Raw genomic sequence first — 26,716 nt, 5'->3', positions numbered from 1 at the left:
GGATCCGCGCGCCTGGTCAGGATTTCGTAAGCGCTCCGGCGCCACCGCCGGGGGAACGACAGGCTGAGGGTTCGGACACGGACACCGTCGACAGATGCGATGAAACAGCCGACCAGCGACATCTTTCAGTGCAGGAGAGCAGCCACTGCACAGCGCCCGTCGAGCACTCGCGCCCTCGCCTGCCCGATCTTCGTACGCTCAACGGGGCGAAATCCACCGGAGAGCCCTCGAAAAAACAGCAACCCCGGGCCACTGACCTGGGGTTTCAATCTGGAGCGGGTGACGAGAATCGAACTCGCGCTCTCAGCTTGGGAAGCTGCGGGCATTTGGAGCGGGTTCGCGCGCTGACCTGCGCGAACGGCCGGTGAGCGGTCCTTGCGCGCTCGGCTGCTTTCACCGTGGTTCCCCGCGGTTCCCCCCTCGTTCTGGTGCGGTTGTGGTGCGCCCCCTCGGGACCCGTCGACACACGACCGCAACCGATGCCCCTCCCGGTGAACGCCTATGCCTGCTGTGTGGCCTACCCAGGTGTGCCGCACGCCGTCTGGTCACCACAGCGAGGTTAACACTTGCATTAACATGAGGCTCGTGGCTCAATGGGAAGTGGTCCTTGTCGGGGAGGTCGCGGCGTGGTTCGAGGCCCTGGCCGAAGACGACTGGGACAGCGCTGAACAGGTAGAAGACGCTATCGACATGCTGGCGGTCACAGGGCCGACGCTCGGCCGTCCGCTGGTCGACCGGATCAATGGTGCCGAGAACCACCACCTGAAGGAGTTGAGACCGGGCTCATCCGGGAGCAGCGAGATCCGCATTCTCTTCGCCTTCGATCCGGTGCGTCGGGCAGTGTTGCTGGTGGCTGGCGACAAGGCCGGCAACTGGCAGCGCTGGTATGACGGCAACATTCCGCTTGCCGAGGAGCGGTACCGAGCACATCTGGCCGATCTTGAAACCAGGGAGTACGAATGAACACCGTGAGCTGGGAGGAGACCAAGCGCAAGGCGCGCGAGCGGCGTGCTGCCTCGGGGCTGCCGGTGCGGTCGCCTCAGGAGAAGCAAGCGGCCATGGACCGGCTGACCGCCGAAGTGCGCGCCCACAAACTTGCGGAGGTCAGGCGTGAACAGGCGTTGACTCAGCGCCAAGTTGCCGAGTCGATGGGGGTCTCAGCGCCTCGGGTCTCCGCGATCGAGCACGGTGAGCTGGATCGCGCGGAGGTCGCGACCCTCCGAGCCTACGTGGAAGCGCTCGGCGGTCGACTGCGCGTAGTCGCAGACTTCGGGGACGCGGAGTACACCGTCGCCTGATGCGCACGCCAAAGCTCTCGTCAATCAACAAGGCCCAGGTTTCCGACCTGGGCCTTCTCCATGGAGCGGGTGACGAGAATCGAACTCGCGCTCTCAGCTTGGGAAGCTAAGGTGATCTAGGGCTTGCTACGGTCATGACCAGCGGCGGAGCGCCGTGGGAGTATGACGGGCAAGTTCCTTCATTCTCCGCGGTTCCCCGTGGTTCCCTGCAGGATCTGGCACGCGTCTGGCACGACCGCCCCCTCCCAAACGTTGCCTGCCGGACTCTGTCTCTTTAGTGAGCGTTGAGTCCAGATGAGGCTCGGCTACCTCGCAGCCGCCGTCACAACAGGGATGGCAGACTGACTGCATGGGGGGATCACCGACGAGGGCCTGGGCGCAATTCAAAGCCCGTGTGGAGGAACTGGGCGGCGAGGTGCTCGAGCCGAAATGGCTCGGCAGCGCCGCCAAGCACCGAGTTCAATGCCCGAAAGGGCACGAGACAGTAGCAATCCCGAACAGAGTCCAACAGGGGCAGGGCATGTGCCGACCTTGTTCCGGCAGTGATCCGGCTACAGCCTGGGCAGGATTCAGGGCCCGAGTGAAGGAGCTCGGCGGAACCGTAGTCGAGCTGGAGTGGCTCGGGAAGGACGAGCGTCACCGGGTGATCTGCCCGGAGGGACACCCGTGCAACCCTCGGCCTGGCTACGTACGTAGCGGTGGGGGCATCTGCTCTGTGTGCTCCGCCAATGATCCGGCTACAGCCTGGGCGGCGTTCAAGACCCGGGTGAAGGAGCTCGGTGGAACCGTCGTTGAGCCGGAGTGGCTGGGGAAGGCAAAGCCCCACCGCATCATCTGTAGAAATGGCCATCCATTTAGTCCCACTCCGAACAATATCCGCACCGGTTCAGGCCGATGCCTTAGGTGCGTCGGCATCGACCCCGCCGCATGTTGGGAGTGGTTCAAGGCTCGGGTGGAGGAACTCGGTGGAACCGTCATTGAGTCGGCATGGCTGGGCGACGGAACCGCGCATCGACTGATCTGCCGCGAAGGTCATCGGACCAAAACCATCCCCAGCGGCGTCAAGCAAGGACAAGGAATCTGTCGACGTTGTGCGGGCAAAACGTGGGACGTGTTCTACGTCGTAGAGAGCGCGGACCACGTTAAGTTCGGGATCACTTCCGGAGATCCTCGTCCCAGGCTGCGGACTCATGCGAAGGATGGCTTCGCTGTCGAGCTTCGCATCATGCGGGAGCTTCCGGGCGATTTCGCGCCCGACTTGGAAGCCAGCATTCGGCTAGCCCTTGCCGACGAAGGTTTGAAGCCTGTGAGAGGACGTGAGTACTTCCCGTCCTCGGCCACTCCGCTAATTCTGTCCCTTGCCGACCAAGGACTCAGCGAGATTGGCCGCCAGCACGTGGGCCTTTGAGCGGCTGGTTAGTGTGCGTGTGGCATGCCCACGGACATGACCCGAAGCGCCAGCCTGGGAGGAAACCCCTCCCGAGCGGGTTCTTCTGTCTGTGCCCTCGGCAGGATTCGAACCTGCGACACCCGCTCCAGAAGAGCGACTAGTAGACCGCGCAGGTGACCTAGGGCTTCGCTAACTGAGGTGGCTGAAAACTTGACCGTGGACCACCCTCATTGACCGTGGCTGACCGCTGCATCCGGCACGTTTGCGGCACGAACCCTAGCCGACGACAGTCAACCACGACGGTGGGTGAGCCGACCGGCCACGCGCGCGTGTGCCTCGTTCTACCCCTACCGGCCCTAGCCACGCTATTGGCTTGTGCCGTCCACCAGAGCAAGCCGCGACGGCCAGCCCGTGAAGGCGGCTCGCAAGGCACGTGCCACGTCGCCTGATGCCACGCGCGCTTCTAGGAGCAGGTCATTGCTCACCTCACTGCGAGGCTGTGGTTTGAGTGAATCACTGAGGTTCCTGCGTGTTGAGGGCATGGCAGCTCCCCGGAGGACACGAAGCACGATGAAGGTGACACTGGGTGACGAGTTGGTCACTACGTCGCAAGTACCAGATCTGTCTCATCAGAGTGAACGCACAGTTCCTGCACCTCGCAGAATGGGCATGGTGCCTTTAAAGTGCCAGTACGGCCACCGTCGAGCACCCACGGGGGGATCAGTTTCCGATGCCAAGTGAAGTGCGAAGCGAACCGCCACCGCGCCTGCCCTCTCCGGACCGGCGACCGCTTGAACAGCCGCCGATTGAGCTGGTGATCTTTGAGCTGTTGCTACTTGGCGACACTCTGGCGGTTACCAGCAAGGATGCGCTTGCCCTCAAGAACATGCTGCAAGCAGTGGGGTGGCATGCCGAACGAGTTGAGCCGGCGCAGCGTCGCAACCTGGGTCTCAAGATGGTGGACGGAGAACCAGAAGTCATCATCGGAGAGGACGCTGACGGCTGGGCCTTGATCGCCGCCGATGGCTCTGTAACGGTCTCAGTGTTCCCGACAGCCGTCACTGCACAGGTAAACAACTACAAGTCGTGGGGGCAGTCGTTGGCACCAGGCCTGGCGGTCCTTCTCGATGGACTAGCGAAGATCTTGGATCCGTCCGCGGTGCAGCGGGTTGGTCTCCGATACGTCAACCGCCTCATGGATCGGGCAGCGGACAAACCTCGCGCTTGGCAAGGGCGTGTGAGCACCCCGCTCCTGGGACCGGTTCTGCATGAAGAGCTAGGCGATGCGCTGGTCAGTGCTCAGCAGCAAGTTGATCTAGCGTGGTCGCCCACCGAGAGAGGGGTGCTACGGCACGGCCCCTTCAAAGATGGATCACTGGGGGGTTCACTTAGTTATTTACTGGACATTGACATCTCAGACGCGGGAAGCGGTACATTCGACACTGGGAGGGTACTCAGCGTAGCGGATGCACTACACCTGCGGGCACTGTCGGTGTTCCAGGCATCGCTGACGTCTGACTACCTGGCGGTCTTGAGGGGGGACAAGACATGACTGTGGCGATGCCGCCGGCAGCGGAGAGGGGCGCTGGTCTGCTCCCTGGCTTGGAGTCGGTCTCGCCACGAACAGATGTCGAAATCACGCACGTGGCGAACCCCGTCGTGAGAGACACCCTCATCAGATTCGAAGCGTCGCTAAGTCCCGTAAATCCGCCTCTGCCTGTTCCGTCCAGCCGCTCGTCTTGGCCGCTTAGCGCCGTTGTAATAGCCATGGTGCATGAACTTCCCGTCGCGCTGGCGCAGTCGACCGGAGGTGCGGGGTGGCTCGTGCATGGCGCGTCGGTGAACGACGCTGCAGCAGGCATTCACCCATCGGCCGAAGCCGTGTTGCATGTGACTGCTGTCGGTGAGATTCGAGCGATTCTGGGATTCACTCAACAGCAAGTGCTGCAAGCTGCGGGAGTAAGTAAGCGAACATTCCAGAATTGGCGCAAGGGAACCTCTAAGCGGATTAGGCCGTCAAGTGTCGGACGCTTGTGGGAACTGCACACGCTGGCGTGTGAACTGAGAGAGCTTAATGGGCCTGCATGGGTACGGCAGTGGATCGCTGCAGATTCTCAGCGTGCCAAGATGCTGCGTCAGGGGCAGTTTGACGACCTGATGGCAACTGCCTCCCTTTCTAGGGCTGAACGGAATGCTCCCACTCTGCTTTTTGGTGCCGCTGAGGTCGAGGATCGGATCCAATTGAACGTTACCCCCTTGAGTGGGGGCGCGTTAGACGCTGACGAAATCGTGGAGCCGCCCGAGTGAACCTTGAATCGCTGCTTATCGATCCGTGGCCAAGGGAAATCTCTGCGGCTGCAGACAAGTTTCATCAGGGGCACCTCGTAGAAGACATACGACTGCTTTACATGAGCAGCCCGCAGTCTCCTGCGACATCGTTCACCAGCCGCAACACGGCATCGGACAGCGAGCGGGCCCTTCGCCCATTGATTCTGCCGCAGAATTTGGCCTACAGGTACGGGATTATCACCTCGGCGACGTGTGATCTCGCAGAAGCGGGAGATCACAAGAACCCATTTTTTCAGGTAGCGCCTGTCTTTGACATTGCGGGCGATCTGAGGTCCGGACAGGAAAAGCAGATCAAGGAAGGGCGGCTCGGCGATTTCGTCTACCTGACACAGCAGCCGCAGCCTGAAGGTGTCTGGGTTGCAGATCTTCGTGTGTCAATTCCGGTGGAAAAAGGTGCACTGGTTGGACGCATGCCCATCGATGCCTTCCTGACGGAAGGAGACCGCATAGCCTTTGCTGCGCGTTTGGCGCGACGTGTGGCGCGAGCCGCTTTGCATGAGGATTTGCATAATCTAGTGGTTTCCTCGATTAACGACTGGGTCAAGCGAAAAGAAAGAGATATTCGCGCCGTCGGATCCGGGGCCTTTACAGATGTCGAGCGAGTCGCTCTGAATATCGTAGGTGACCGCCTCCAGCCTCGCGCTGTGCAGGTAGTCGTTTTCGAAGAGACACGCCTAGAAAATAAGGACCGGGCAATCTGGCGCGAATGGCGTCACGCTTCGAGAAATCTCCTGAAAAATGCGCAGATCAAGCTCGATCCGTGCATTTTCGCAACATTGGCGAAAATGCCCGTGCGGGAATACGAGCGCCTGGTTCCCCTTTCTATCCCGACCTTGGGGCGCACGGCTCACTGGTAGCCGCATAGGCGAATCTCTCGGGAATTCCGGCCGGTGGAACGGATAGGGGACCCGTCCGGACAAGTGTGGCGCCGGCCATGATATTTGAGGCTTACGTCAAAATGACTGCGTAAAGCCGTGAAGTTGGCTGCCTTGCCACGGTGTACGCATTCTCTGGCTCAGGTAGCTGATTGCAGTGAGCGCGGCACGGGCGCCGGCCGGGCTGGAGCGGGGCGGAGACAGGAGCGCAGGCCCGGCCGGGGGCCGGGCCGCGCGCGGGGAGCGGAGCGAGCCGCCTTGAACCTGTAAGGAAGGTTGTAACTCAGTCGGGCCTGTGGGGCGCCTGAGGCGCTGCGTGCGGTTTGAAGTCCTGTGTGCAGGATGGGAGTTCGCCGCCTTGGCGATGAGCCAGCGGTAGGAAGATCACGGGTCGGATCGTCCATGTGATGCGGGTGCTGGCCTGGGTGACTGTCACCGTGCAGGGCTCGGCTCGCAGGAGGGCTTTCCTCGTCGTTATGCGGCCGTCGTAAAGCCACTCCCACGCTTCCTGAGACGCGTCGGGGTCGAGTGCCGGTGAGATGGTGCGGAGTGCGATGGCGACCCATCTGTCTGCCTGGGGCGCGGAGTAGGCGTCGAAGGATGCCCGGAGCGCCGGCCACCCCGTCCCGTCGGTGAGGTCCTCGGTCCAGCACTCGCACCAGTAGCCGCGCTGCGGCTTGTCCATCAGCACGGGTGACCTCCGGTCGATCGGCCCGCGAACAGCTCGGCGGTGACCGTGTAACCCCCGTCGCTCTCGTGGACGACGACGCGATGAGCGATCGCGCTGACCATGCCCAAGCCCCGGCCGTGCTCGGCCTCCTGGTCCTGGCGCTTGATCTTCGGTGCTGTGCCAGCGGCCCCGTCGTCGGTGACCGACAACGCGATCACCTGCGCTGACACCGCAAGGGCCAGATGGAAACTGCCCGACTCTTGCCCGCTGGCCGTGTGGAGGATCGCGTTCGCGCTCAGCTCGCTCACGATCAGCTCGGCGTCTTCGGCTAAAGGGGAGCCTCGCAGGATGTCACGGGTCCAGCGGCGGGCCCGGCTGACCTCTTCCGGGAAACCTGGGCAACTGAGCCCCCAGACCCGGGCTGTACTCGTATACTCGTGCATACAAGTTCCTTCGTGCTGGTAGGCCGCCATGTGCAGCGGGTTCGGGCTAGACGAGTTTCACGCCATCGTGGGCGCGGATCGCAGGTGGAGACGCCGCATCCATCGCGTCCAGGACGCGGATGGCGTATGCCTCGTCGGCAAGCTCGGAGACTTCTTCGCGGGTGGCCCAGCGCAGTGCGCGGGTCTCGTCGCCAGTGGTGGGCGTGCCGTCGGCGGCCTCGCAGCGGAAGACCAGGGAGACGATCAGGCCCGTCATGTTCTTGTAGACACCGGTCAGGGTCGCCGGAAGGGCGATCTTGATGCCGGTCTCTTCGAGGACTTCGCGTTGCAGGGCCTCGGGGATGATCTCCTCGCGTTCGAGGACACCGCCCGGCGGTTCCCACTTGCCGTTGTCCCGGCGCTGGATCAGGAGGGCACGGCCGCGGGTGTCTATGACGACCCCGGCGACGCTCACGGAGTGCGGGCGTTCTGTGCTCACGTTCCTCGGCCCTCTCGGCTGGCTAGGCTCTCCACCGTAGCAACAACACTCGCCCACTCGTCTAGATACCTAAAGGAGTACAAGTGAGCCCTGCACTTCCTTCGGGCCTCCTCGGAGATCTCGACCCCACGAGCGATCGTGCGGTCTTCCGGCAGATCGCCGACCAGCTGCGCGAAGCCATCGACCGTGGGCGATTCGGCGAGGGCGAGAAGCTGCCCTCAGAGGCTGAGCTTGTCGAGCACTACGGAGTCTCCCGGATGACGGTCCGGAACTCCTTCTCCATCCTCCAGGGGGAAGGGCTGGTACATGCCGAGCACGGGAAGGGTGTGTTCGTGCGGCCCCGGCCTCCCGTGCGGCGGCTCGCCTCCGACCGGTTCGCCCGGCGGCATCGGGAGCAGGGGAAGTCCGCGTTCATCGTGGAGGCGGATGCGGCCGGCAGTCACCCCCAGGTCGACAGCCTTGAAGTGAAGGAAGAGAAGGCCAGTCAGGACGTCTCCACGCGGCTCGGGTCCGTGCGGCGGGTGCTCGCCCGGCGGCGCCGGTATCTCCTCGACGGCCGGCCGGTCGAGTTCGCTACCTCGTACCTCCCGCTCGACATCGCCCGCGGCACCCAGATCGCCGAACCCAACCCGGGCCCCGGCGGCATCTACGCCCGGTTGGAGGAGCTGGGCCATCGCCTCGACCACTTCGAGGAGGAGATCCGTGCGCGGATGCCTTCGCCCGACGAGGTGAAGACGCTCCGGCTGGCCTCCGGCGTGCCGGTGATTCACCTGATCCGTACCGCCTTCGACACCGAGGGGCGGCCCGTCGAAGTCTGCGACACGGTCATGGCGGCGGATGCCTACGTCCTGTCGTATCAGCTTCCGGCGACCTGATCGTCACAGTTTGCGGTGGTGCGCGGGCGCAGCTCTCCGAACTCGTACATCCCAGCATGCATACTCGTATAGACGAGTGGGCAAGTTGTGTGGCAGGGTGATCGTCATGAGCCCGGGAGATTGGGTTCACAGATCGCCACATGTATAGACGAGTAGATAGGAGTGTGTGCCTTGCGCACCATCCGTGTTGAGACCACCGCCGCCACGATCCTCCTCACCGAGGCTCCTGAGCCCAAGGTCCGCGACCGCCAGACCGGCGAGATCGCCAAGGACGCCACGAGCGGTGAGGCGCTGATGACCATCGGAGTCGTCTACATCGAGGACGGGGAGTCCTCCCTGATCAAGGTCACCGTGCCGGAGGGCGGCGTTTCCGAGGGGCTGAACCTCGGTGCGCCGGTCTCGCTCCCCGGCCTCGTGGCCCGGCCGTGGGAGTCCGTGTTCAACGGGCAGCAGCGCCACGGCATCGCCTACCGGGCCGCCGCCGTCACCCCGGCCGCGTTCCCGGCCGCCATGGGGGCCACCGCCTGATGACCGACCTGACAACGCTCCTGGAGGTGGGTGGACCTGTCGCCGCGCTCGGCGGCGGGACCGCCTACACCCGGGCCAAGCATCCGGCGGCCTACTGGTCGGCCGTCGGTGGCCCGATGTCCACGGTCCGTCTGCTCAGCTCGTACGGCTCCGTCATGGAAGCCTGCGGCCTGACCGTCGTGCCCTCCCGGCTGCGGGTCCTCGCCGTCAAGGCCACCACCCGGCGGGAGGTCCGGGCGGTCCCGCCCCGCCGGGGCATCCTCCGTCCCACCTCGACCGGGATGCGGCTTCGCCTCCGGCTCGCTCCGGGGCAGGAACCCGCTGACGTCGCCGCTTCGGCCGAACGGCTGCGGCATGCCTGGGGCGTCCATGCCGTCTACGTCACCACGGTGAAGCCGGGTGTCGTGGAACTGCGGCTCGTCGGCTACGACGTCCTGCGGCGGGTGCGCATGCCCCGCAAGGTCGGCGGCGGGTTCCTCAAGGTTCCGGTGGCGCTGCGCGAGGACGCCATGCCCTTCGTGCGCGACTACCGCACCGTTCCTCACCAACTGACCCTCGGCGCAACCCTGTCCGGCAAGTCCATGTACCTCCGGCACCTCATCACCGGACTCGCCCCTCAGCCCGTCGCCCTCGTCGGAATCGACTGCAAGCGGGGCGTCGAACTGGCGCCGTTCGCGGCGCGGCTCTCGGCGCTCGCCACCGACCCGGACGAAGCCGCCGAGTTGCTGCCCGTCCTGGTCAAGGAAATGGAGGACCGATACGACCTGATCAAGGAACGGCAGGGCATCGCGCCCGGCACCCCCGACGAGGAGATCACCTCGGACATCTGGGGACTGCCCGAGAGTGAACGGCCCGTGCCCGTCGTGCTGTTCGTCGACGAGGTCGCGGAACTCTTCCTCGTCGCCACCCGCAAGGACGAGGAACGGCGGGACGAGATGGTCACCCAGCTCATCCGCCTCGCCCAGCTCGGCCGCGCGGCCGGCATCTACCTGGAGGTGTGCGGGCAGCGCTTCGGCGCCGAACTCGGCAAGGGCGCCACCATGCTCCGGGCTCAGCTCACCGGCCGCGTGTGCCACCGCGTCAACGACGAAGCCTCCGCCAAGATGGCGCTCGGTGACATCGCCCCCGAAGCCGTCTACGCCGCTTGCGCCGTCGCTCCTGAGATGCCGGGGCTCGCTGTCGCGGGCGACACCTCTGGCGGCTGGTCCCGCATCCGCACCCCGTACCTCTCCCTCGGCGACGCCGCCGAGATCTGCCGGGAGGCGGCGCACCTCGTGCCCGACCTGCCTTCGCTCAAGCCCTTCCGGCCTCACGTGCCCGTACACCCGGTCGAGACTTCGGCCCCGGTCGTCCGGCCGCGTCCGGTGACCGACTGACCGTCGTCCCTTCCCCTCATCGGCCTGCGTGACCGCCTCGCGCCAAGTCCCTACCCCTCCCATGCCCGAAACCGAAAGGAGTCGGACCGTGCGCGTCCACCTCGGCCGTGTCGACGCGGTGTTGGTCCAGGCGCTCATTGCTGCCGCGCTGTCCTTCGCCCACCTCCATGACGTAGCCATGGCGGCCGGGCAGGACGGGTGGAAAGCCTGGGCCTACCCGATCAGCGTTGACCTGCTGCTTGTCGCCGCCTGGCGTCGACTCCGCTCCGGGACGGCCAAAGCGGCGGCCTGGTGCTGGTTCGTCATCGCCCTCGTCGCGTCCCTCGGAGCGAACATCGCCACCGCCGGCCTCCTCGACCTGGACGACGTCCCCGCCTGGCTACGGATCCTCGTCGCCGGATGGCCCGCCGTCGCCTTCCTCGGCGGCACCCTCCTCGCCCACTCAGCGCCGAAAGCGGCCACCGAGGAGATCGGCGCCGACGTCATCGAGGACCAGGAACACGAGCCCGAAGCCACACCGGCCCCGCCGCCCGGCCAAGCCGCCATCGAGGCGCTGCCTGAACACCCGCCCGTCCCGGTGCCGGCCGCCCTGGTCGACCACGCCCGAAAGGTCGCCGCCGAACACCACACCCGCACCGGTACCCCGATCGACACACCGACCCTCCGGGCCCGCCTCGGCGTCCCGACGCCCATGGCCGAAGCCATCGCCGCCCAACTCGTCTGAACAGGAGGCACCATGCCGCTCTTCTGCTTCAACACAGCCGCCGACTACCTCGACGCAGCTCGCCAGATGGCCGACACCGGGCGCCCGACACTGGCCCGACTCCTCGCCGAAGAGGCCGCCGATCGCGTGTCGGACGCTGCCGAGGCTGCCCGGATCTTGAACGAATTCCCCGGCTCCAGCCTGCGACAGGAGGACTGACCATGACCACCAACCGCCGCTTCCGCAACGTCACCCGCACCGGCCCCATCCAGGTCGGCACCGCCTACGACGACCGGGGCCGCGAGAAGCACACCGCCGCCTGCACCGCCCCACGCTGCGGCTTCTCCGCCGACTACGACAGCCGCGCCGCCGCCGAACTCGCCGCCCGCACCCACCGCTGCCCCGTCCGCTGAAAGGACCCCGCACCCCGTGACCCTCAACCTCCCGCTCGTCGTCGTCCTCGGCTTCTTCGCCTGGGCGGCCGTCAAATACCTCGGCGTCCGCACCTGGATCGTCGTCCTGGTCGCCCTCTTCGGCTTCTGGCTCTCCCACACCTTCCTCGCCCCCGCCATCGAATCCGGCACGCGCTCCGGCGTGACCGTCATAAACGGCTCACATGCCTAGACGAGTAGATAAGGAGACCCCTGCTGTGTTCCTGCCCAAGTACCCCGACAGCCCCACCCCGCCACCCGTGCACACGCACGCCCCGACCGACCCGGCCCCCGCCCGGCGCTCCGCGCTCCCGGCCGTGTCCGTCAGCACCGGCGCCGTCGTGGCCGTGCTCACGGGTGGCGTGGTCCTCACCGCGCTCCTGGCCGCCGTCGCCGTCTCGGCCATCTCCGTGGCCATCGCCGCCGTGGTCCTGCGCTCCCTGCTGCGCGAGCACAACCGGCGCTGATCCCGCTGCCCGACCCCTGGGGCGGCCACGACACCGCCAAGCATCCGGCCGCCCCGGGGCCCGTCACTCCTGACCGAGCCAGCCAGAAGGAGCCAGCCATCTTCACCCGCACCACCCCGCCCCCGCTCCACGAACTCACCAACCTCGCCGCAGGCGGCACCCTGCCCGGTATCCTCCGCCAACTCTCCGGCCTCGGCGGCTGCACCAACCCCATCCGCCTCGACGGCCACCGCACCGAATACGACCTCGACACCACCACCGGCGAGATCGGCCGCATCCTCCAGCACCTCGACTCCACCGACCTGCCCGCCGGCCAACTCCTCGTCCGCTGCAACAACCGCCGCACCACCCGCTGCCCCGCCTGCGCCGAGGTCTACCGCCGCGACACCTTCCACCTGATCACCGCAGGCCTGCGCGGCGGCAAGGGCACCCCGGAACAGGTCGCCGCTCACCCCCGCGTCTTCGCCACCTTCACCGCCCCCGGCTTCGGCCCGGTCCACAACCGTCGCACCGATGGCCGCGCCTGCCGCTGCGGCGTCCACCACGCCCAGGACGACGACGCCCTTGGCACCCCGCTCGACCCGGACACCTACGACTACGAAGCAGCCGTGCTCTGGAACGCCCACGCAGGCGCCCTCTGGCGTCGCTTCTCGATCTACCTCCGCCGGGAGGTCGCCAAGCGCGCGGGGCTGTCACAGCGCCGTCTACGCGATCACGCCCGCGTCTCCTTCGCCAAGGTCGCCGAGTACCAGAAGCGCGGCGCCGTCCACTTCCATGCTGTCATCCGCCTCGACGGCCCCGCTGGCGGCGACACCCCGCCCCCGGCCTGGGCCACCGCCGATCTCCTCACCGACGCCATCGAAGCCGCCGCCACCAAGGTCCGCGTCGACGGCCCGACCCTCGACGGCCGCACCCACACTTTCACCTTCGGCCGCCAACTCGACGTCCGCACCATCCGATCCGCCGACTTCAACGACGGCCAGGAGCTGACCGAACGGGCCGTAGCCGCGTACATCGCGAAGTACGCCACCAAGGGCGCCGAGACAGCCACGGGAGCTCTCGACCGGCCGCTGAAGTTCGCCGCCGAACTCGCCCAGCTCGACATCAGCGACCACGCCCGCCAACTCATCCGAACCGTCTGGACCCTCGGCGCACGCAAGAGCCTCGAACACCTCCGCCTGCGCGCCTGGGCCCACATGCTCGGCTTCCGCGGCCACTTCTCCACCAAATCCCGCCGCTACTCCACCACCCTCGGCGCCCTCCGCGACGCCCGCGCCGAATGGCGCCGAGCACAAGCGGCAGCAGCCACCAACCCCCAGCCGGACACCACATACGTCCTCGCCCACTGGGTCTTCGCCGGCACCGGCCTCAGCGCCGCCGAGACCTGGCTTGCCGCATCCCTCGAACCAGCCCCCGGAACGGAAGGAGAACCCACCGCATGACCGACCGATACCTGTCCGTCGACCAGGTCGCCGAGCTGCTCGGCACGACCGCCCGCTTCCCCCGGCGGCTGATCGAAGAGCGGCGCATCCGGTACGTGAAGGTCGGTCGGCACGTACGCATCCCGGAGAGCGCCGTCGATGAGTTCGTCCAGTCCCGCACGGTGGAGCCGCTGAGGCGTCCCCGCACTGGCTTCAGGAGGGCCGCCTGATGGCCAACAGCAAGGGCAGGCGCCGCCGCTTCGGCGCGATCAGACGGCTTCCTTCCGGCCGAATCCAGGCGCGCTATCCGGGCCCTGACGGCGTGATGCGTCCGGCTCCGATCACCTTCGAGACGACGGCGGACGCGGACGACTGGCTTGCCGAGAAGCAGACGGAGATCCGACGGGGTGAGTGGCGTGATCCCGAGGCGGGCGCGGTGAGCTTCCGGGCCTACGCCGACAAGTGGGTCAACGAACGGGAGCTCGCGCCTCTGACGCACGACCTCTACCGCTACCTCCTCGACAAGCACCTGTTCGCCTTCGCCGAGTCGGACTTGGACGAGATCACCGCTCCACGCGTGCGTGAATGGCGGGCCGATCGGCTGCGGACCGCCAACGCCAGGACGATGACGGCCAAGGCGTACCGGCTCCTCAAGGCCATCATGGAGACGGCCGTGGACGACGAGTTGATCACTCGCAATCCGTGTCGGATCAAGGGTGCCGGTAAGGAGAAGGCTGCTGAGCGGCGCATCGCCACCGTCGCCCAGGTTGACGCACTCGCCAACGCAGTCGGGATGCGCTGGCGGCTCATGGTCTACCTCGGTGCGTACGGTCCGATGCGGCCGGAAGAGCTGGCCGGCCTGCGCCGCCGGGACGTCGACCTCGACAACCTGCGCGTCCGGGTGCGCCTCGCCGAGCCGGAGCGGATGAACGGGCGGCGGGTACAGGGCGACACCAAGTCCGAGGCCGGCACCCGGACTGTGATTCTTCCCGCGTTCCTCCGCCGGGAGCTCCGCTGGCATCTGGAGAGCTACGCCGAGCAGGGGCCCGATGGACTGCTCTTCGTGGGTGAGAAAGGTGCTCCCTTCCGGCGCAGCACCTTCGGGCGGAGGTGGCGGAAGGCGCGGGAGGTCGTCGGTATGCCTGAGGGCTTCCGGTTCTACGATCTCCGGCACACGGGGCACACGCTGTCCACGCGCTCCGGGGCCACGCTCAAGGACACGATGGTCCGGGCCGGACAGTCCTCCGAGAAGGCGGCGCTGATCTATCAGCATTCCGACGACGAGCGGCAGGAGGAGGTCGCCGCCAGGCTGGACGCTACGGTCCGTAAGGCACGGGCCGCTGCCGTGCAGAGAGCGCCCGACAAGCCTTCTGGCACGAATCTGGCACGCGACAACTGATCACGATGGACAGCAAAAAGGCCCGGGTCTCTGACCTGGGCCTTCTCCGTGGAGCGGGTGACGAGAATCGAACTCGCGCTCTCAGCTTGGGAAGCTGATGTTCTACCATTAAACTACACCCGCGTAAGACGCCGAACGAGTCGGTGTCCGAACGCTTGCTTACTGTACCTCATGGCGGACCCCCGGTGCTCGGACCGTGGGGTTCGTGTGCGTTTCAGGGGGTGGGATCGGGCTGCGGGGGAACGGAGTTGGGGCGTACGGTGGAGGCGCGGGAGAGGGGCCCGGTGGGCCGGAGTGCCGCCTGGAGAGCCGTCCCTTTGATCCCGTAATGTGGCTTTCCGTCGTCACGGCATTAAGCCCGACGCGGCTCCTGGGGAAGGGACTTAAGGGACTTGATGGAACGCACCGTCGTCCGCTGTGCCGAAGGGCACGTGTTCAGCACCGCTTCGTTCCCGATGCAGCAGGCCGAGCGGCTCGGCCCCGGCCGGCTCGTGCGGTGTCCCAAGTGCGCCCGGCTGCGCAGTGTCGTGCCGGTCGCGCTGGAGAAGCAGCAGCAGTAGAGAGCAGGAGAAAACAGCCGTAACAGAGGCGCGTGGACTCGTCATGGTTTTCGTCGGTCCGCGCGCCTTGCGTATCCTCGGGGCGTGCTTCTCTCAGACAAGGACATCCGGGCCGAGATCGACGCCGGGCGGGTACGGATCGATCCCTACGACGAATCCATGGTGCAGCCGTCGAGCATCGACGTACGGCTGGACCGTTTCTTCCGGGTGTTCGAGAACCACCGGTACCCGCACATCGACCCCTCCGTCGAGCAACCGGACCTCACCCGGCTCGTGGAGCCCGAGGGCGACGAGCCCTTCATCCTCCACCCCGGTGAGTTCGTGCTCGCCTCGACGTACGAGGTCATCACGCTCCCCGACGATCTCGCGTCCCGGCTGGAGGGCAAGTCCTCGCTCGGGCGGCTCGGGCTGGTCACGCACTCCACCGCCGGGTTCATCGACCCCGGGTTCAGCGGGCACGTGACCCTCGAACTGTCCAATCTCGCGACCCTCCCCATCAAGCTGTGGCCCGGCATGAAGATCGGCCAGCTCTGCATGTTCCGGCTCACCTCCCCCGCGGAGCACTCCTACGGCAGCGAGCGCTACGGCTCCCGCTACCAGGGGCAGCGCGGACCCACCGCCTCCCGCTCCTACCTGAACTTCCACCGGACCCAGGTGTGACGGACGCGCGAGAGGCCAGGAGGGACCGGATATGAGCGGTGACGACAGCGGGGTGCGGGAGAACCTGAGCTACGAGCGGTTCGGCGTCGCCGTCCGTGAACTCGCCCAGACCATCGCCGACGACGGGTACCAGCCGGACATAGTGCTCTCCATCGCCCGCGGCGGGGTGTTCGTCGCCGGCGGGCTCGCCTACGCCCTCGACTGCAAGAACCTGCACCTGGTGAACGTGGAGTTCTACACGGGGGTGGGGACCACTCTGGAGATGCCGGTCATGCTCGCCCCGGTCCCCAACGTCATCGACTTCAGCGCCAAGAAGGTCCTGATCACGGACGACGTCGCGGACACCGGCAAGACGCTGAAGCTGGTCCGCGACTTCTGCCTCGACCACGTGGCCGAGGTCCGGTCCGCCGTGATCTACGAGAAGTCCCAGTCCCTCGTGAAGTGCGAGTACGTGTGGAAGCGGACCGACGCCTGGATCAACTTCCCGTGGAGTGTCGAATCGCCCGTGGTGCGGCGCGCCGGGCAGGTTCTGGACGCGTGAGGCGCGCGGCGGCGTGAGAAGGGCCCCCGGCGGGAGTCGCCGGGGGCCCTTCTCGTAGGTGCGTCAGAACGTGCCCAGCTTCACGATCGACAGCAGGGCGATCAGCTGGATCGCCGATGCGCCCAGGGCCTTCGGCCACGGCAGGTCGTGGGACTTGCCGACCATCAGCGTGAGCAGGACGCCCGCCGCGACCCAGGTCGCCCAGCCGAGGAGCTGGACGAAGCCGGCGTTGCCGCCGAAGAACATGGCGAAGAGGAGCCGGGGTGCGTCGGTCACCGACGTGATCAGCATCGACAGGCCCACCGTCGGCTGCCAGGCGCCGTCGCCGCCCAGCTGACGGGCCAGGGTGTGGGTCACCACGCCCAGCACGAAGAACGAGATCACCATCGCCACCGCCGTCACCAGGACGATCGGGATCGCGTTGGTGAGGGTGGCGTTTATCGCGTCCGCGCGGGCACCGTCGAAGCCGAAGACGGCGAGCAGGCCGTAGAGGAAGGTCACGACGAGGGCGGGGCCCCACATCGCGTAGTCCCGCATCTGGAGGAACGTCTGGTTCGGGGCGAGGACGATCCCCTTCAGCAGGTCCTTCCAGTGCAGGCGCGGGCCGATCGGGCCGGACGGCGCCGCCGAGCCGGCGTGGTAGGTCGCGCCCTGGGTGTATGCACCGGCCTCGTCGACCGAGAAGGCCTGGGTGCTGCCCGGGTTGTTCGCCGCGTACGGGTCGGGGGCGCCGGCGCCGTGTCCGCCGTAGCCGGCGCCGTAGCCGCCGCCCTGTCCGCCGCCGTAACCGTTGTCGTCGCCGAAGTACTCCGGGCCGTCGCCGCCTGCCTGGCCCGGGTGGCCGCCACGCGCCTGCGGCCAGCCGGACCCGCCGCCGCTGTGCGGGTACGACGGCTGCGGGGCCGACGGGTGTCCGTACGACGGCCCCGGCTGCCCCCCGTAGCTCTGGGGCGGCGCCTGCTGCCCGTACGCGGGTTGTTGCGGTCGCGTTTGCGGGGCACGGTCGTCCCGGCCGCCGCGTCCGATCCTGAATCCAGCCACGTCCTCGAACGTACCTGGTCCGGGACGGCCGCGTGGCGGGCTCGGCGGTCCGAGCCCGCCATTGCGGCAGAGCTGTGACATCCCCTATGTGACATCCCCTAGGGGGTTCCGGGGGCTTCTGGAAGCCTCTGAGGGGCTCTTGAGAGGGCTCCTGAGAGGGCTCCTGCGGGGCTCCCGGGTGGGACGAGATCAGTCGGCGAAGACCGCGCCGAACTGCGGGACGCCGCTGGTGGACACGCCCACCTTGCTCGCGGCCAGGGCCCGCGAACCGGTCGTGGTGATCTTCGAGCCGTTGGACGGCAGGTAGGTCACCGCGCCGTCGCCGCCGTTCTCGTACGAGCCGATGATCAGGTCGGCCCGGCCGTCGCCGGTGACGTCGTCGAGCTTGACGTCGGCGCCGAAGAGGTCGTTCTTCTCGTCGTCGCCGGGGACGCCGGCCGTGCTCTGCGCGAAGGACTGGGCGCCGGAGGCGAGGTCGATCCCGCTCGCCGAGCCGTACAGGACGGTGACCTGACCGGTGTTGGTCTTGCTGCCGATGTCCTCGTTGGGCGTGGAGACGACCAGGTCGGCGTAGCCGTCGCCGTTGACGTCGCCGAGGTCGAGGTCCCAGCCGAAGCCGTCGCCCTTCTCGGAGGTGCCGGGGACGTTGGACGAGTTCTGGTTGAACATGACGGCCTTGGCCGGGCCCGTGGCGCTGCCGTAGGTGACGGCCACCCGGCCGCCCTTGGCGGAGTCCGGGACGGTGCTGCCGTCGCTGAGGGTGGTGTCCCAGGAGGCGCCGCTGACGATGTCGCCGAAGCCGTCGCCGTTGATGTCGCCGATGCCGGTGACGACGCCGTTCTTGAGCGCCTTGGCACCGGTGGCGGTCAGACCGTTGGCGGAGCCGGGGAGCCAGTAGTTGGTGTTCCAGTGGTTCGAGGTCCTGGTCTCGTACCCGTCGACGATCAGGTCGCTGCGGCCGTCGCCGTTGACATCGCCTGCGGTGAGCTTCAGCGGGCCGTACGGCCAGGAGGCGGTGCCCGACTGGATCGGCGGCTTGACGGTGTACCGGCCGCCGGGCGTGCCGTTGCTCGCGATGCCGCCCTTGAACACCCACACGGTGGCGGCGGAGCTGCCGACGGCGAGATCGGGCTTGCCGTCGCCGTCGAAGTCAGCGGCGGCAAGGGTCTGCCCCCAGTAGTCGTGGGACGACGGGGACGGGTCCTTGATGTCGACGCCCTTGCCGGTGAGCCCGTTCTCGGAGCCCCACAGGAGGGTGACCGTGCCGCCGTCGGTGTCGGTGCCGACCTTCTCGGTCGGCGAGCCGACGGCGAGGTCGTCGTAGCCGTCGCCGTTGAAGTCGGCGTACGCCAGGTCGTAGCCGAACTGGTCGCCGGCCTCGGCGGTGCCGGGGACGCCGGTGCTGTTCTGGCTCAGGGTGGTGCGCTTGGCGGTGGAGATGCCGGAGGCGGAGCCGTAGAGGGCGACGACCTGACCGGCGCCCTTGTGACCGTTGACGTAGGCGGTGGTCGCGGAGGTGGCGATGTCGCCGATGCCGTCGCCGTTGAAGTCGGCGCGGGCGGCCTTGAGGGGGTCGGCGGCCGACGCCGAGGCGGCCGAGAAGGTGAGCAGACCGCCGGTCAGCGCGGCCGCGGTGGCCGTCGCGAGGGCGAGTCGCGGGAAGGTGTGCATGCGGGTCGTCTCCTGCGGCATGCGGGGGCCGTCCGCCTCCCGGCGGGCGGCCGGAGTCAGATGGTGTCCAGCGATCAGGAGACCCGCACCTGGGAGTAAGGGTTGTACAGGAGTTCGGTGAATGTCCGAGGCCGCTGTTACTTACGGGAGCCTTGGTACCGGCTGGTGCAGGATGGGCCCATGAGCGTAGTGAAGATCAACGTGCTGACCGTCCCCGCCGAGCAGCGGGAGACCCTGGAGAAGCGGTTCGCCTCGCGGGCGCACGCCGTGGAGAACTCGGACGGGTTCGAGTGGTTCGAGCTGCTGCGGCCGGTCGAAGGGACCGACAGCTACCTCGTGTACACGCGCTGGAAGGACGAGGAGTCCTTCCAGGCGTGGATGGAGGGGCCGATGAAGAGCGCGCACCAGGGGGGTGCGGAGGGTGAACGGCCGAAGCCGGCGGCCTCCGATTCGACCCTGTGGTCCTTCGAGGTGGTGCAGTCGGCGGGGCCGAAGGGCTGAGAGCCGGAGGGTCGAGAAGGGGGGCCGGTCGCCTGGAAGGGGCCGGCCCCCTGTGTGGTCAGGCCGGTGTCGTGGTCGTCGTGCGCGGGGTGTCCGTCGTGTGCGGGGTGTCCGTCCGGGGCGCCGGTTGCGGTACGACGCGGCGGCGCCGGGCCGGGAGGCCCAGCAGCGGGTGGGCCACGGCCCAGGCCGCGCCCTTGCAGATCAGCTCCTTGTAGAGGGCGGCGGCCCGGCCCGTCAGCGCCGCCCGTACGGCGCGGTCGTCGGCCGTGACGTACTGGATCAGCCCCTCCCTGCGGCCCAGCGAGACGCACTGGTTGACATAGCGGAGCGGGGTGTCGGGGAGCTTTCCTCCGGTCAGGCGGGCCGCGATGGCGTCCGCGGCCTGCCAGGCCATCGGGAGGCCGGAGGCGCAGGACATGCGGAGCGGGTTTCCCGCCGGGCCCGTCGCCATCGCGGCGTCGCCGATCGCGTAGACGTCCGGGTGCGAGACCGAGCGCATGGTCCGGTCGACGACGATCCGGCCGGTGCCGGTGACCTCCAGGGCGGTGGCCCGGGAGATCGGGTGGACGGCGAAGCCGGTGGTCCACAGGGTGACGGCGGCCGGGACGGCCGTGCCCTCGGCCGTGGTCACGTGGCCGGGCGTCACGGCGGTGACGGCGGTGTGCTCGTGCACGGTGACTCCGAGTCCGTCGAGGACCTTGCGCAGGTGCCGGCGGCCCTTCGGGGAGAGCCAGTCGCCGAGGGCGCCGCGGGCGGCGAGGGCGACGTCGAGGTCCGGACGGGCCTCGGCGATCTCGGTCACGGCCTCCAGACCGGTGAGTCCGCCGCCGACCACGACCACGGGCGCCCCGGCCGCCAGCGCGGCGAGCCGCTCGCGCAGCCGCAGCGCCCCGGGGCGGTTCGCGATCCGGTCGGCGTGCTCGGCGGCACCGGGGACACCCTGGTCGTCCCAGTCGCTGCCGAGGGCGTACACGAGGGTGTCGTACTCCAGCTCCGCCGCACCCTGCTCGCCGGGGCCGTCCGCGGTGACCGTCCTCCGGTCGACGTCCACGGCGGTGACCCTCGCGAGCCTCAGCTCCACGCCGGTCCCCGTGAACATCTCGGCGAACGGCCGGGGCCTGAGCTCCTGTCCGGTCGCGAGCTGATGCATCCGGACGCGCTCGACGAAGTCGGGCTCGGCGTTGACGAGGGTGATGGCGACGTCCTCGCGGTGCAGCCGCCGGGCGAGGCGGCCGGCGGCGACGGCTCCGGCGTATCCGGCACCGAGGACGACGATGCGATGCTGCATGTCCCTGCTCCTGTCATCCAGTCATCCAGCTCTTCAGCGGGTCGCCCCCTGAACCGGGCGGCCCGCCGTTTCCTGACAGGAGGACGGTGTGAAGCACCTCACACCAGGGGGCGGTCAGAGGAGGCGGCGCGGACGGAGCGGACGGACGGAGCGGGCGGACGGACCGACGGACGAGGAGGTCAGAAGAGGCGGAGCAGCGGATCGCCGTGCGTGGTCGCCGCCCACCTCCTGGTGGCGCGCTCCAGCTTGTCGGGGTTGAGCTGGTTGCGGAACGCGGCGATGCCCTCGGTGGTGATCTCCAGGCACATCACGCCGAAGATCCGGCCGCCGACGACCGCCACCAGGGCGGGGCCGCCGTTGACGGTCGTGTCGTACAGCTCGACGGAGCCGCCGGCCAGGGCGCGCTGGGCCGGGCCCTGTTTGAACAGGCCCCGCATGAACTTCGCGACCGCGAGGGCACCCTCGAACGCCCTGGCGGCGGCCGGTACCTTCCCTCCGCCGTCGCCGATCGCGACGGCGTCCTCGGTGAGCAGCCGGACGAGCGGCTCGGTCCGGCCGGTCCCGGCGGCCGCGAGGAACTCCTCGATGATCCGCCGGGCGGCGGCCTCGTCGACCTCGGTACGAGTCCGGCCGTCCGCGACGTGCTTCCTGGCCCGGTGCAGGATCTGCTGGCTGGCGGCCTCGGTGAGGTCGAGGATCCGGGCGATCTCCCGGTGCGGGTAGTCGAAGGCCTCCCGCAGCACGTAGACCGCGCGCTCGGCAGGGGTGAGGCGCTCGAGCAGGACCATGACCGCGTACGACACCGACTCGCGCCGTTCCGCGGTGTCGGCGGGGCCGAGCAGCGGGTCGCCGGCGAGCAGCGGTTCGGGGAGCCACTGGCCCACGTAGGTCTCGCGGCGGGCGCGGGCCGAGGTGAGCTGGTTGAGGCAGAGGTTGGTGAGCACCTTCGTCAGCCAGGCCTCGGGGACCTCGATGCGGCCGGTGTCGGCGGCCTGCCAGCGCAGATACGTCTCCTGCACCGCGTCCTCGGCCTCGCTCGCGGAACCGAGCAGGCGGTAGGCGATGGCCGCCAGGCGCGGCCTGGCCGCCTCGAACCGGTCCACGTCGGTCATGGTCAGGGCCATGCCCCGGATCCTAGCCCGGCCCCGGCGGGCGGCTGCTGGTGCATGGGGGGGCACTCGCGCAGTTCCCCGCGCCCCTGGGGGGCGCGGGTGAGGCGCGCGAGAAGGCGCGGGAGACCCGGCACGACCACTGTTGCCGTAAGAAAATATGCGCATATTGTCGTGAATAAGCGGTGTGGGTTGCCTAGGTGGGACCGGAGAGGACGCGGGCGGCGGGCGCCGCCCGGTGCGCACACGACCGGAGGGCGAACGTCATGCGGCTCCGTGCCCGGCCCTGGGACGACCTGTCGGTCGACGACGCCCTGGGCAGGGCGCTGGCCGGCATGGTCCGCCGGACCGGGGCGGCGATCGGCGGCGTGTATCTCATCGAGGAACCGGCCGCGCTGCTGCACCTGGTGGCCCTGTGCGGACTGCCCGTCGACTTCACCGCGCCCTGGCGGCGGCTGCCGCTGACCGCCCCCGTCCCGGTGGCCGACGCGATCGCGGAGGACCGCCTGGTCTGGATCGGCTCGCAGGACGAGATGGCGCGCCGCTACCCGCGGACGGCGACCGTCCTGCCGTACCCCTTCGCGCTCGCCGCGGCCCCGTTGCCCGGGGTGCGGCGCCGCTGGGGCGGGGTGGTGCTGATGTGGCCCGCCGATCACCCGCCCCGGGCCACCACCCGCGAACGCCACCACATCACCGCGAGCGCCCGCCGGCTGGCCCGGCTCCTGGACGACTCGCCGGTGCCGCCCTCGCTTCCCGACCGGCCGCGCGTCGTGGCTGTGGACTCGCAGCGCCACCCGGCCCAGACCGCGCTGGCCGCCGTCGACTACCTCGACCGGCTTCCCGACGGCGCCCTGGCCCTGGACCTGGAGGGAAGGATCACGTTCATGTCCGCCCCGGCCGCCCGGCTGCTCGGCCGGGACGCCGACCGGATGCTCGGCACCCGGCCCTGGCAGTCGCTCCCCTGGCTGGACGACCTGAGGTACGAGGAGCGGTACCGGCTGGCGGTCGTCAGCCGGACCCCGGTGTCCTTCAGCGCCCTCCGTCCGCCGGACCGTTGGCTGGCCTTCCACCTGCACCCGGACGCCAGCGGTATCAGCGTGCGCATCACCGCCGGGGCGGAGACAGCGGCGGGGGTGGGAGCGGGGGTGGGGGTGGGAGCGGGGGCGGGCGCGGGCGGGACGGGGACGACGGCAGGGGCGGCGGAGGCGGAGGCGGCGGGCGGAGCCGTTGGGCGGGCCGAGCCGGCGCCGAGCACGCCCGGACGGCTCTACCAGCTGGTCCACCTGGCGGCCGCGCTCACCGAGACGGTGACCACCCGGGATCTCGTCGCATTCATGGCGGACCAGGTCCTGCCCGCGTTCGGCGCCCAGGGACTGGTGCTCAGCATCGCCGAGGCGGGCCGTCTCCGGGTCGCCGGGCACCACGGCTACTCCGCCGACGCCGTCGAACGCCTCGACGCCATCCCCGTCGACTCCGGCGCCACCCCGGCCGGCCAGGTCCTGGCCGGCGGTGTGCCCGCCTTCTTCGGCAGCCCCGCCGAGCTGACCGCGAGCTACCCCCGGGCGCCCCTGGTCACCGGGAAACAGGCGTGGGCCTTCCTCCCCCTGGTCATCTCGGGGCGTGCGGTGGGCTGCTGCGTCCTCTCCTACGAACGCCCCCACATCTTCACCGCCGACGAGCGCGCCGTACTCACCCCGCTGGCCGGTCTGCTCGCCCAGGCGCTGGACCGGGCCCGCCTCTACGACACCCAGCACCACCTCGTCCACCAGCTCCAGCAGGCGCTCCTGCCGCGCAGCCTCCCCGCCCTGCCCGGCCTCGACGTGGCCGCCCGCTACCTGCCGGCCGGGCACGGCATCGACGTCGGCGGCGACTTCTACGACCTGCTGCGCCTGGACGACACCTGTGCGGCCGCCGTGATCGGCGACGTGGAGGGCCACAGCATGGCCGCGGCCGCCCTGATGGGCCAGGTCCGCACCGCCATCCACGCCCACGCCACCTCCGGAGCCACCCCGGACCAGGTCATCTCCCGCACCAACCGGCTGCTCGCCGACCTGACCCCCGACCTCCTGGTGACCTGCCTCTACGTCCACCTCGACCTGGCCCGTCAGGAGCTGACCCTGGCCGGCGCCGGCCACGCACCGCCGCTGCTGCGTCCGGCCGCCGGCCGGGCCCACCCCCTCTGTCTGGACCCCGGGCCGCCGCTGGGGGTCGACGCCCGCGCCCGCTACCCCGTCACCCGCGGCCCGCTCCCGCCGGGTGCCGTCCTCGCCCTCTACACCGACGGCCTCGTCGAACGCCCCGGCCCCGGCGCCGACGTCGGCCGCGCCACCGCCGACCTCGCCGAGTACCTCGCGCACGCCGACGTCGACGACCTGGAACGCCTCGTGGACAGCCTCCTCCACCGGGCCTGGCCGGCCGGCGGCCACACCGACGACCTCGCCGTACTCCTGCTGCGGACCGACCGCCCGTGACTCCCGGCGGTGCCGCGTCTGCGGCGGGGGCAGGCCGTACGGACGTCACGCCGGTCACCGGGACGGTCGGCTGGTCCGGCCTCCGTCCGGCGGGCCTCCGTCCGGCGGTGGTCAGGTGGCGGGTGTCGTCCCCCTGGCCAGCCGCTCCACCCGGTCGTGCAGGTACTCGACGTGGTCCTCCGACTCCGGCTTCATGAGGACGCTGCGCAGGATCCGGGCGCCGTCCGCGTCCGCCGTGATCTTCGGGTGGCGGGCGCCGAAGGCGTCGCGGTCGGCCTTGAGGGTGCTGAGGAAGACCGGGTCGGGGGCGGCCATGCCGTCGGTCAGGACGCGGGCGGAGGCGGCGTCGATCGCGCTGAGGGCGGCCGGGTCGGTGGCCGGGAAGTAGGTGACGATGTCCAGCTGGGGGCGCTGGTAGAGCTCCAGGACGTCCGACGCCTCGATCAGGTCCGCCCAACGCAGGGCGGCCCGGCGCCCGGCAGCCAGCACCTCGCCGAGGCCGTCGGGCGTGGGCGGCAGGAGCCGGAAGGTGAGCCACAGGGCCGCCGCCGCGGCACCGGCACGGGAGCACTCCAGGCTGATCTCGCCCAGGTGGAGCTCGCCCGAGGTGAAGTAGGTGTACGGCGAGTCGTGCAGGTAGAAGCGGCCGACGTCGGGGTCCCGGAAGAGGACGGCCCCGCAGCCGTAAGGCTGGAGCCCGTGCTTGTGCGGGTCGACGACGATCGAGTCGGCCCGGCCGAGGGCCCGCCAGGGCTCGGGCGGCAGCCCCTCGGGCCCGGCGGCGCCGGCGAGGAGCGTGAAGAAGCCGCCGTAGGCCGCGTCGACGTGTACGCGGACGCCGTGCCGCGCGGCGAGCGGGAGGATCTCGTGCACCGGGTCGACGGCGCCGAGCCCGGTGGTCCCCGCGGTGACGACGACGGTGCCCACCTGCCCGGTCCCCAGCACGTCCGCCAGCGCGTCGAGGTCCATCCGGCCCTGGTCGTCGGTGCGGACGGGATGGCTGGTCAGGCCCAGGACGTGGCACATGCGGCCGTGGGTGTAGTGGGCGTCGGCGCTGTGCGCGACGCCCCGGCCGGGGTGGAGTTCGCGGGCGACGAAGAGGGCTTCGAGGTTGGCGATGGTGCCGCTGGTGGTGAGGTGGCCGAGGTGGGTGTCGTACCCGAACATCGCGGCGAGCTGCGCGACCGCCTCGCGTTCCATCGCCGCCGTGGCGGGGCCGCCGTCCAGGGCGTGGTTGTTGGGGTTGATCAGCATCGCGGTGAGGTGGCCGACCACCGCGGCGGGGTGCGGGGGCTTGAGCATCTGGCCCGCGTAGTGCGGGTGGAAGAAGGGGTAGTTGTCCTTGAGCCGGTCCGTGAACTCCGCGAAGACCGGCGCGAAGCGGTCGTCGGCGACGTCGAGGGACGGGTGGCGCCGGTAGGGGCCGAAGGTGTCGGCCCACTCCTGTATCGCGTCGGTGGCTCGGCCGAGCCAGTGCTGCAGATCCACGGATCTTCCTCTCGCTCGCGGTGCCCCCACCGTACGATTTAATTGACTGGTCAGCAATCGCCCGATCAGCAATTGAGTAATCAGCTATCGCCTCGGCAGCAGGTGCGGCCGCGGTGGGTACGGTCGCGGTGAGTGCGGTCGCGGTGAGTGCGGTCGCAGTAGGGTCGGTCGGGATGAACTCCACGCCCCAGCAGGACACCGCGGCCGAAGCCGCCGCCCGCGCCGCCAACAGCCCGCTCGTCCGGGACTTCGGGCTCCTGATCACGTCCGCCACCCGCCTGGAGCAGCGCATCGACAGCGCGTTGCGGCGGGAGTGCGGGATCAGCCACACCATGCTGGAAGTGCTGATCCTGCTCTGCCGCCGGTCCGGCGAGGAGATCTCCCAGCGGCTGCTGGCCGACGGCCTCACGCTCACCAGCAGCGGCACCACCCGCCTGGTCGACCGCATGGAGGAGGCCGGGCTGGTCCGGCGGGTGCCGTCCCCCGGGGACCGGCGGGTGGCCCTGGTGGAACCGACCGCCGCGGGGCACACGGCGCTGCTGGGCGCGGCCGCGGTGCACGCCCGGGTCGTGGAGGAGTTCTTCGTCGGGCCGCTGACGGCCGACGACTACACGCGGCTGACCGGTGCACTGGCCGCGATCGACCGGGCACTCCGCGAGGACACCGGGTGACGGCATCAC

30 protein-coding genes and 2 tRNA genes are annotated in these 26,716 nt (G+C 69.1%); 22 read left to right on the top strand and 10 right to left on the bottom strand.

What is annotated here, in order from left to right:
* The first annotated feature begins 585 nt into the window (after positions 1 to 585).
* Positions 586 to 963, top strand: a complete 378-nt coding sequence (locus tag IEZ11_RS14110) for a type II toxin-antitoxin system RelE/ParE family toxin (protein ID WP_444544930.1) — start codon at positions 586 to 588, stop codon at positions 961 to 963.
* Positions 960 to 1,298, top strand: coding sequence for an XRE family transcriptional regulator (locus IEZ11_RS14105; RefSeq protein ID WP_189263030.1), 339 nt, complete (start codon positions 960 to 962; stop codon positions 1,296 to 1,298). Before IEZ11_RS14110 ends, IEZ11_RS14105 begins: the two co-directional genes overlap by 4 nt.
* Positions 1,299 to 2,798: 1,500 nt before the next feature.
* Here the strand turns inward: IEZ11_RS14105 and IEZ11_RS14095 are convergent.
* Positions 2,799 to 2,873, bottom strand: a tRNA-Ser gene (locus tag IEZ11_RS14095).
* A 545-nt stretch (positions 2,874 to 3,418) separates the two neighbouring features.
* Between IEZ11_RS14095 and IEZ11_RS14090 the strand changes: the two genes are divergently transcribed.
* The 3 genes from IEZ11_RS14090 to IEZ11_RS14080 all read left to right on the top strand — a co-directional run bounded on the left by IEZ11_RS14090 (position 3,419) and on the right by IEZ11_RS14080 (position 5,894).
* Positions 3,419 to 4,240 carry a TIGR04255 family protein gene (locus IEZ11_RS14090; protein WP_189263028.1) on the top strand — a complete coding sequence of 274 codons (822 nt, stop codon included), beginning with the start codon at positions 3,419 to 3,421 and terminating at the stop codon, positions 4,238 to 4,240.
* 215 nt (positions 4,241 to 4,455) lie between these two features.
* Entirely contained in the window at positions 4,456 to 4,995 is a 540-nt protein-coding gene (locus tag IEZ11_RS14085; RefSeq protein WP_189263027.1) for a hypothetical protein, read from the top strand.
* On the top strand, positions 4,992 to 5,894 hold the full coding sequence (locus tag IEZ11_RS14080; protein ID WP_189263026.1) for a hypothetical protein: 903 nt from the start codon (positions 4,992 to 4,994) through the stop codon (positions 5,892 to 5,894). The genes IEZ11_RS14085 and IEZ11_RS14080 overlap by 4 nt, the downstream gene beginning before the upstream one ends.
* A 301-nt stretch (positions 5,895 to 6,195) precedes the next feature.
* Here the strand turns inward: IEZ11_RS14080 and IEZ11_RS14075 are convergent, their stop codons facing one another.
* The 3 genes from IEZ11_RS14075 to IEZ11_RS14065 are packed head-to-tail and all read right to left on the bottom strand — an operon-like array spanning position 6,196 to position 7,479.
* Positions 6,196 to 6,597 (bottom strand): hypothetical protein, encoded by a 402-nt coding sequence (locus IEZ11_RS14075; protein ID WP_189263098.1) that lies wholly within the window; start codon positions 6,595 to 6,597, stop codon positions 6,196 to 6,198.
* Complete coding sequence (locus IEZ11_RS14070) at positions 6,597 to 7,025, bottom strand: ATP-binding protein (protein WP_189263025.1); 429 nt, start codon at positions 7,023 to 7,025, stop codon at positions 6,597 to 6,599. Before IEZ11_RS14070 ends, IEZ11_RS14075 begins: the two co-directional genes overlap by 1 nt.
* Before the next feature lie 46 nt (positions 7,026 to 7,071).
* Positions 7,072 to 7,479, bottom strand: coding sequence for an NUDIX hydrolase (locus tag IEZ11_RS14065; protein ID WP_189263097.1), 408 nt, complete (start codon positions 7,477 to 7,479; stop codon positions 7,072 to 7,074).
* A gap of 107 nt (positions 7,480 to 7,586) precedes the next feature.
* On the opposite strand from IEZ11_RS14065, the gene IEZ11_RS14060 reads away from it, so the two are divergent.
* From IEZ11_RS14060 to IEZ11_RS14010, 11 genes are all read left to right on the top strand, one after another.
* Positions 7,587 to 8,378 (top strand): GntR family transcriptional regulator, encoded by a 792-nt coding sequence (locus IEZ11_RS14060; RefSeq protein WP_089100239.1) that lies wholly within the window; start codon positions 7,587 to 7,589, stop codon positions 8,376 to 8,378.
* Positions 8,379 to 8,549: 171 nt separating this feature from the next.
* Complete coding sequence (locus tag IEZ11_RS14055) at positions 8,550 to 8,906, top strand: SCO3933 family regulatory protein (RefSeq protein ID WP_189263024.1); 357 nt, start codon at positions 8,550 to 8,552, stop codon at positions 8,904 to 8,906.
* Positions 8,906 to 10,282: an FtsK/SpoIIIE domain-containing protein gene (locus tag IEZ11_RS14050; protein WP_189263023.1), complete on the top strand. Its 1,377-nt coding sequence runs from the start codon at positions 8,906 to 8,908 to the stop codon at positions 10,280 to 10,282. The genes IEZ11_RS14055 and IEZ11_RS14050 overlap by 1 nt, the downstream gene beginning before the upstream one ends.
* Before the next feature lie 88 nt (positions 10,283 to 10,370).
* Positions 10,371 to 11,006, top strand: coding sequence for a DUF2637 domain-containing protein (locus IEZ11_RS14045; protein WP_189263022.1), 636 nt, complete (start codon positions 10,371 to 10,373; stop codon positions 11,004 to 11,006).
* A gap of 12 nt (positions 11,007 to 11,018) precedes the next feature.
* The gene (locus IEZ11_RS14040; RefSeq protein ID WP_089100243.1) at positions 11,019 to 11,204 is read left to right on the top strand and encodes a hypothetical protein; all 186 of its coding nucleotides are present in this window, start codon (positions 11,019 to 11,021) and stop codon (positions 11,202 to 11,204) included.
* Positions 11,205 to 11,206: 2 nt separating this feature from the next.
* Positions 11,207 to 11,398 carry a mobile element transfer protein gene (locus IEZ11_RS14035; RefSeq protein WP_189263021.1) on the top strand — a complete coding sequence of 64 codons (192 nt, stop codon included), beginning with the start codon at positions 11,207 to 11,209 and terminating at the stop codon, positions 11,396 to 11,398.
* Between the two features lie 16 nt (positions 11,399 to 11,414).
* On the top strand, positions 11,415 to 11,609 hold the full coding sequence (locus IEZ11_RS14030) for a hypothetical protein (RefSeq protein WP_132888888.1): 195 nt from the start codon (positions 11,415 to 11,417) through the stop codon (positions 11,607 to 11,609).
* A 25-nt stretch (positions 11,610 to 11,634) separates the two neighbouring features.
* Complete coding sequence (locus IEZ11_RS14025) at positions 11,635 to 11,883, top strand: SpdD protein (RefSeq protein WP_189263020.1); 249 nt, start codon at positions 11,635 to 11,637, stop codon at positions 11,881 to 11,883.
* Positions 11,884 to 12,044: 161 nt separating this feature from the next.
* On the top strand, positions 12,045 to 13,325 hold the full coding sequence (locus tag IEZ11_RS14020; RefSeq protein WP_189263096.1) for a replication initiator: 1,281 nt from the start codon (positions 12,045 to 12,047) through the stop codon (positions 13,323 to 13,325).
* The gene (locus IEZ11_RS14015) at positions 13,322 to 13,534 is read left to right on the top strand and encodes an excisionase family DNA-binding protein (protein ID WP_189263019.1); all 213 of its coding nucleotides are present in this window, start codon (positions 13,322 to 13,324) and stop codon (positions 13,532 to 13,534) included. Before IEZ11_RS14020 ends, IEZ11_RS14015 begins: the two co-directional genes overlap by 4 nt.
* Positions 13,534 to 14,703: a tyrosine-type recombinase/integrase gene (locus IEZ11_RS14010; RefSeq protein ID WP_189263018.1), complete on the top strand. Its 1,170-nt coding sequence runs from the start codon at positions 13,534 to 13,536 to the stop codon at positions 14,701 to 14,703. The genes IEZ11_RS14015 and IEZ11_RS14010 overlap by 1 nt, the downstream gene beginning before the upstream one ends.
* A 49-nt stretch (positions 14,704 to 14,752) precedes the next feature.
* Here IEZ11_RS14010 and IEZ11_RS14005 read toward each other — a convergent pair.
* Positions 14,753 to 14,826: transfer RNA gene (locus IEZ11_RS14005), tRNA-Gly, on the bottom strand.
* A gap of 272 nt (positions 14,827 to 15,098) precedes the next feature.
* Between IEZ11_RS14005 and IEZ11_RS14000 the strand changes: the two genes are divergently transcribed.
* The 3 genes from IEZ11_RS14000 to IEZ11_RS13990 all read left to right on the top strand — a co-directional run bounded on the left by IEZ11_RS14000 (position 15,099) and on the right by IEZ11_RS13990 (position 16,464).
* Positions 15,099 to 15,263 carry a hypothetical protein gene (locus IEZ11_RS14000; RefSeq protein ID WP_189263017.1) on the top strand — a complete coding sequence of 55 codons (165 nt, stop codon included), beginning with the start codon at positions 15,099 to 15,101 and terminating at the stop codon, positions 15,261 to 15,263.
* 84 nt (positions 15,264 to 15,347) lie between these two features.
* Entirely contained in the window at positions 15,348 to 15,923 is a 576-nt protein-coding gene (gene dcd, locus IEZ11_RS13995) for a dCTP deaminase (protein WP_189263016.1), read from the top strand.
* Between the two features lie 31 nt (positions 15,924 to 15,954).
* Positions 15,955 to 16,464: a phosphoribosyltransferase gene (locus IEZ11_RS13990; protein ID WP_189263015.1), complete on the top strand. Its 510-nt coding sequence runs from the start codon at positions 15,955 to 15,957 to the stop codon at positions 16,462 to 16,464.
* 63 nt (positions 16,465 to 16,527) lie between these two features.
* On the opposite strand, the gene IEZ11_RS13985 is transcribed toward IEZ11_RS13990, so the two are convergent.
* Together IEZ11_RS13985 and IEZ11_RS13980 are read right to left on the bottom strand one after the other, a co-directional pair.
* On the bottom strand, positions 16,528 to 17,586 hold the full coding sequence (locus IEZ11_RS13985) for a YIP1 family protein (RefSeq protein WP_189263014.1): 1,059 nt from the start codon (positions 17,584 to 17,586) through the stop codon (positions 16,528 to 16,530).
* A 108-nt stretch (positions 17,587 to 17,694) separates the two neighbouring features.
* The gene (locus tag IEZ11_RS13980) at positions 17,695 to 19,176 is read right to left on the bottom strand and encodes an FG-GAP and VCBS repeat-containing protein (RefSeq protein ID WP_189263095.1); all 1,482 of its coding nucleotides are present in this window, start codon (positions 19,174 to 19,176) and stop codon (positions 17,695 to 17,697) included.
* A gap of 180 nt (positions 19,177 to 19,356) precedes the next feature.
* On the opposite strand from IEZ11_RS13980, the gene IEZ11_RS13975 reads away from it, so the two are divergent.
* Positions 19,357 to 19,677 carry an antibiotic biosynthesis monooxygenase family protein gene (locus IEZ11_RS13975; protein ID WP_189263013.1) on the top strand — a complete coding sequence of 107 codons (321 nt, stop codon included), beginning with the start codon at positions 19,357 to 19,359 and terminating at the stop codon, positions 19,675 to 19,677.
* Positions 19,678 to 19,735: 58 nt separating this feature from the next.
* On the opposite strand, the gene IEZ11_RS13970 is transcribed toward IEZ11_RS13975, so the two are convergent.
* Both IEZ11_RS13970 and IEZ11_RS13965 read right to left on the bottom strand, forming a co-directional pair.
* Positions 19,736 to 20,968: an NAD(P)/FAD-dependent oxidoreductase gene (locus IEZ11_RS13970; protein ID WP_189263012.1), complete on the bottom strand. Its 1,233-nt coding sequence runs from the start codon at positions 20,966 to 20,968 to the stop codon at positions 19,736 to 19,738.
* Positions 20,969 to 21,147: 179 nt separating this feature from the next.
* Positions 21,148 to 22,092: an RNA polymerase sigma-70 factor gene (locus tag IEZ11_RS13965; RefSeq protein ID WP_189263011.1), complete on the bottom strand. Its 945-nt coding sequence runs from the start codon at positions 22,090 to 22,092 to the stop codon at positions 21,148 to 21,150.
* Between the two features lie 251 nt (positions 22,093 to 22,343).
* Between IEZ11_RS13965 and IEZ11_RS13960 the strand changes: the two genes are divergently transcribed.
* Complete coding sequence (locus IEZ11_RS13960) at positions 22,344 to 24,548, top strand: SpoIIE family protein phosphatase (protein WP_189263010.1); 2,205 nt, start codon at positions 22,344 to 22,346, stop codon at positions 24,546 to 24,548.
* Between the two features lie 111 nt (positions 24,549 to 24,659).
* On the opposite strand, the gene IEZ11_RS13955 is transcribed toward IEZ11_RS13960, so the two are convergent.
* Positions 24,660 to 26,036: a pyridoxal phosphate-dependent decarboxylase family protein gene (locus tag IEZ11_RS13955; protein WP_189263009.1), complete on the bottom strand. Its 1,377-nt coding sequence runs from the start codon at positions 26,034 to 26,036 to the stop codon at positions 24,660 to 24,662.
* 173 nt (positions 26,037 to 26,209) lie between these two features.
* Between IEZ11_RS13955 and IEZ11_RS13950 the strand changes: the two genes are divergently transcribed.
* Positions 26,210 to 26,707 carry a MarR family winged helix-turn-helix transcriptional regulator gene (locus IEZ11_RS13950; RefSeq protein ID WP_189263008.1) on the top strand — a complete coding sequence of 166 codons (498 nt, stop codon included), beginning with the start codon at positions 26,210 to 26,212 and terminating at the stop codon, positions 26,705 to 26,707.
* Positions 26,708 to 26,716 lie beyond the last annotated feature (9 nt).

The sequence above is a fragment of the Streptomyces fuscichromogenes genome (assembly GCF_014645815.1).
In the GTDB taxonomy this organism is placed as follows: Bacteria; Actinomycetota; Actinomycetes; order Streptomycetales; family Streptomycetaceae; genus Streptomyces; species Streptomyces fuscichromogenes.
The sequence above is the reverse complement of the archived record's forward strand: the minus strand, read 5'-3'. Positions and strand labels throughout refer to the sequence as shown.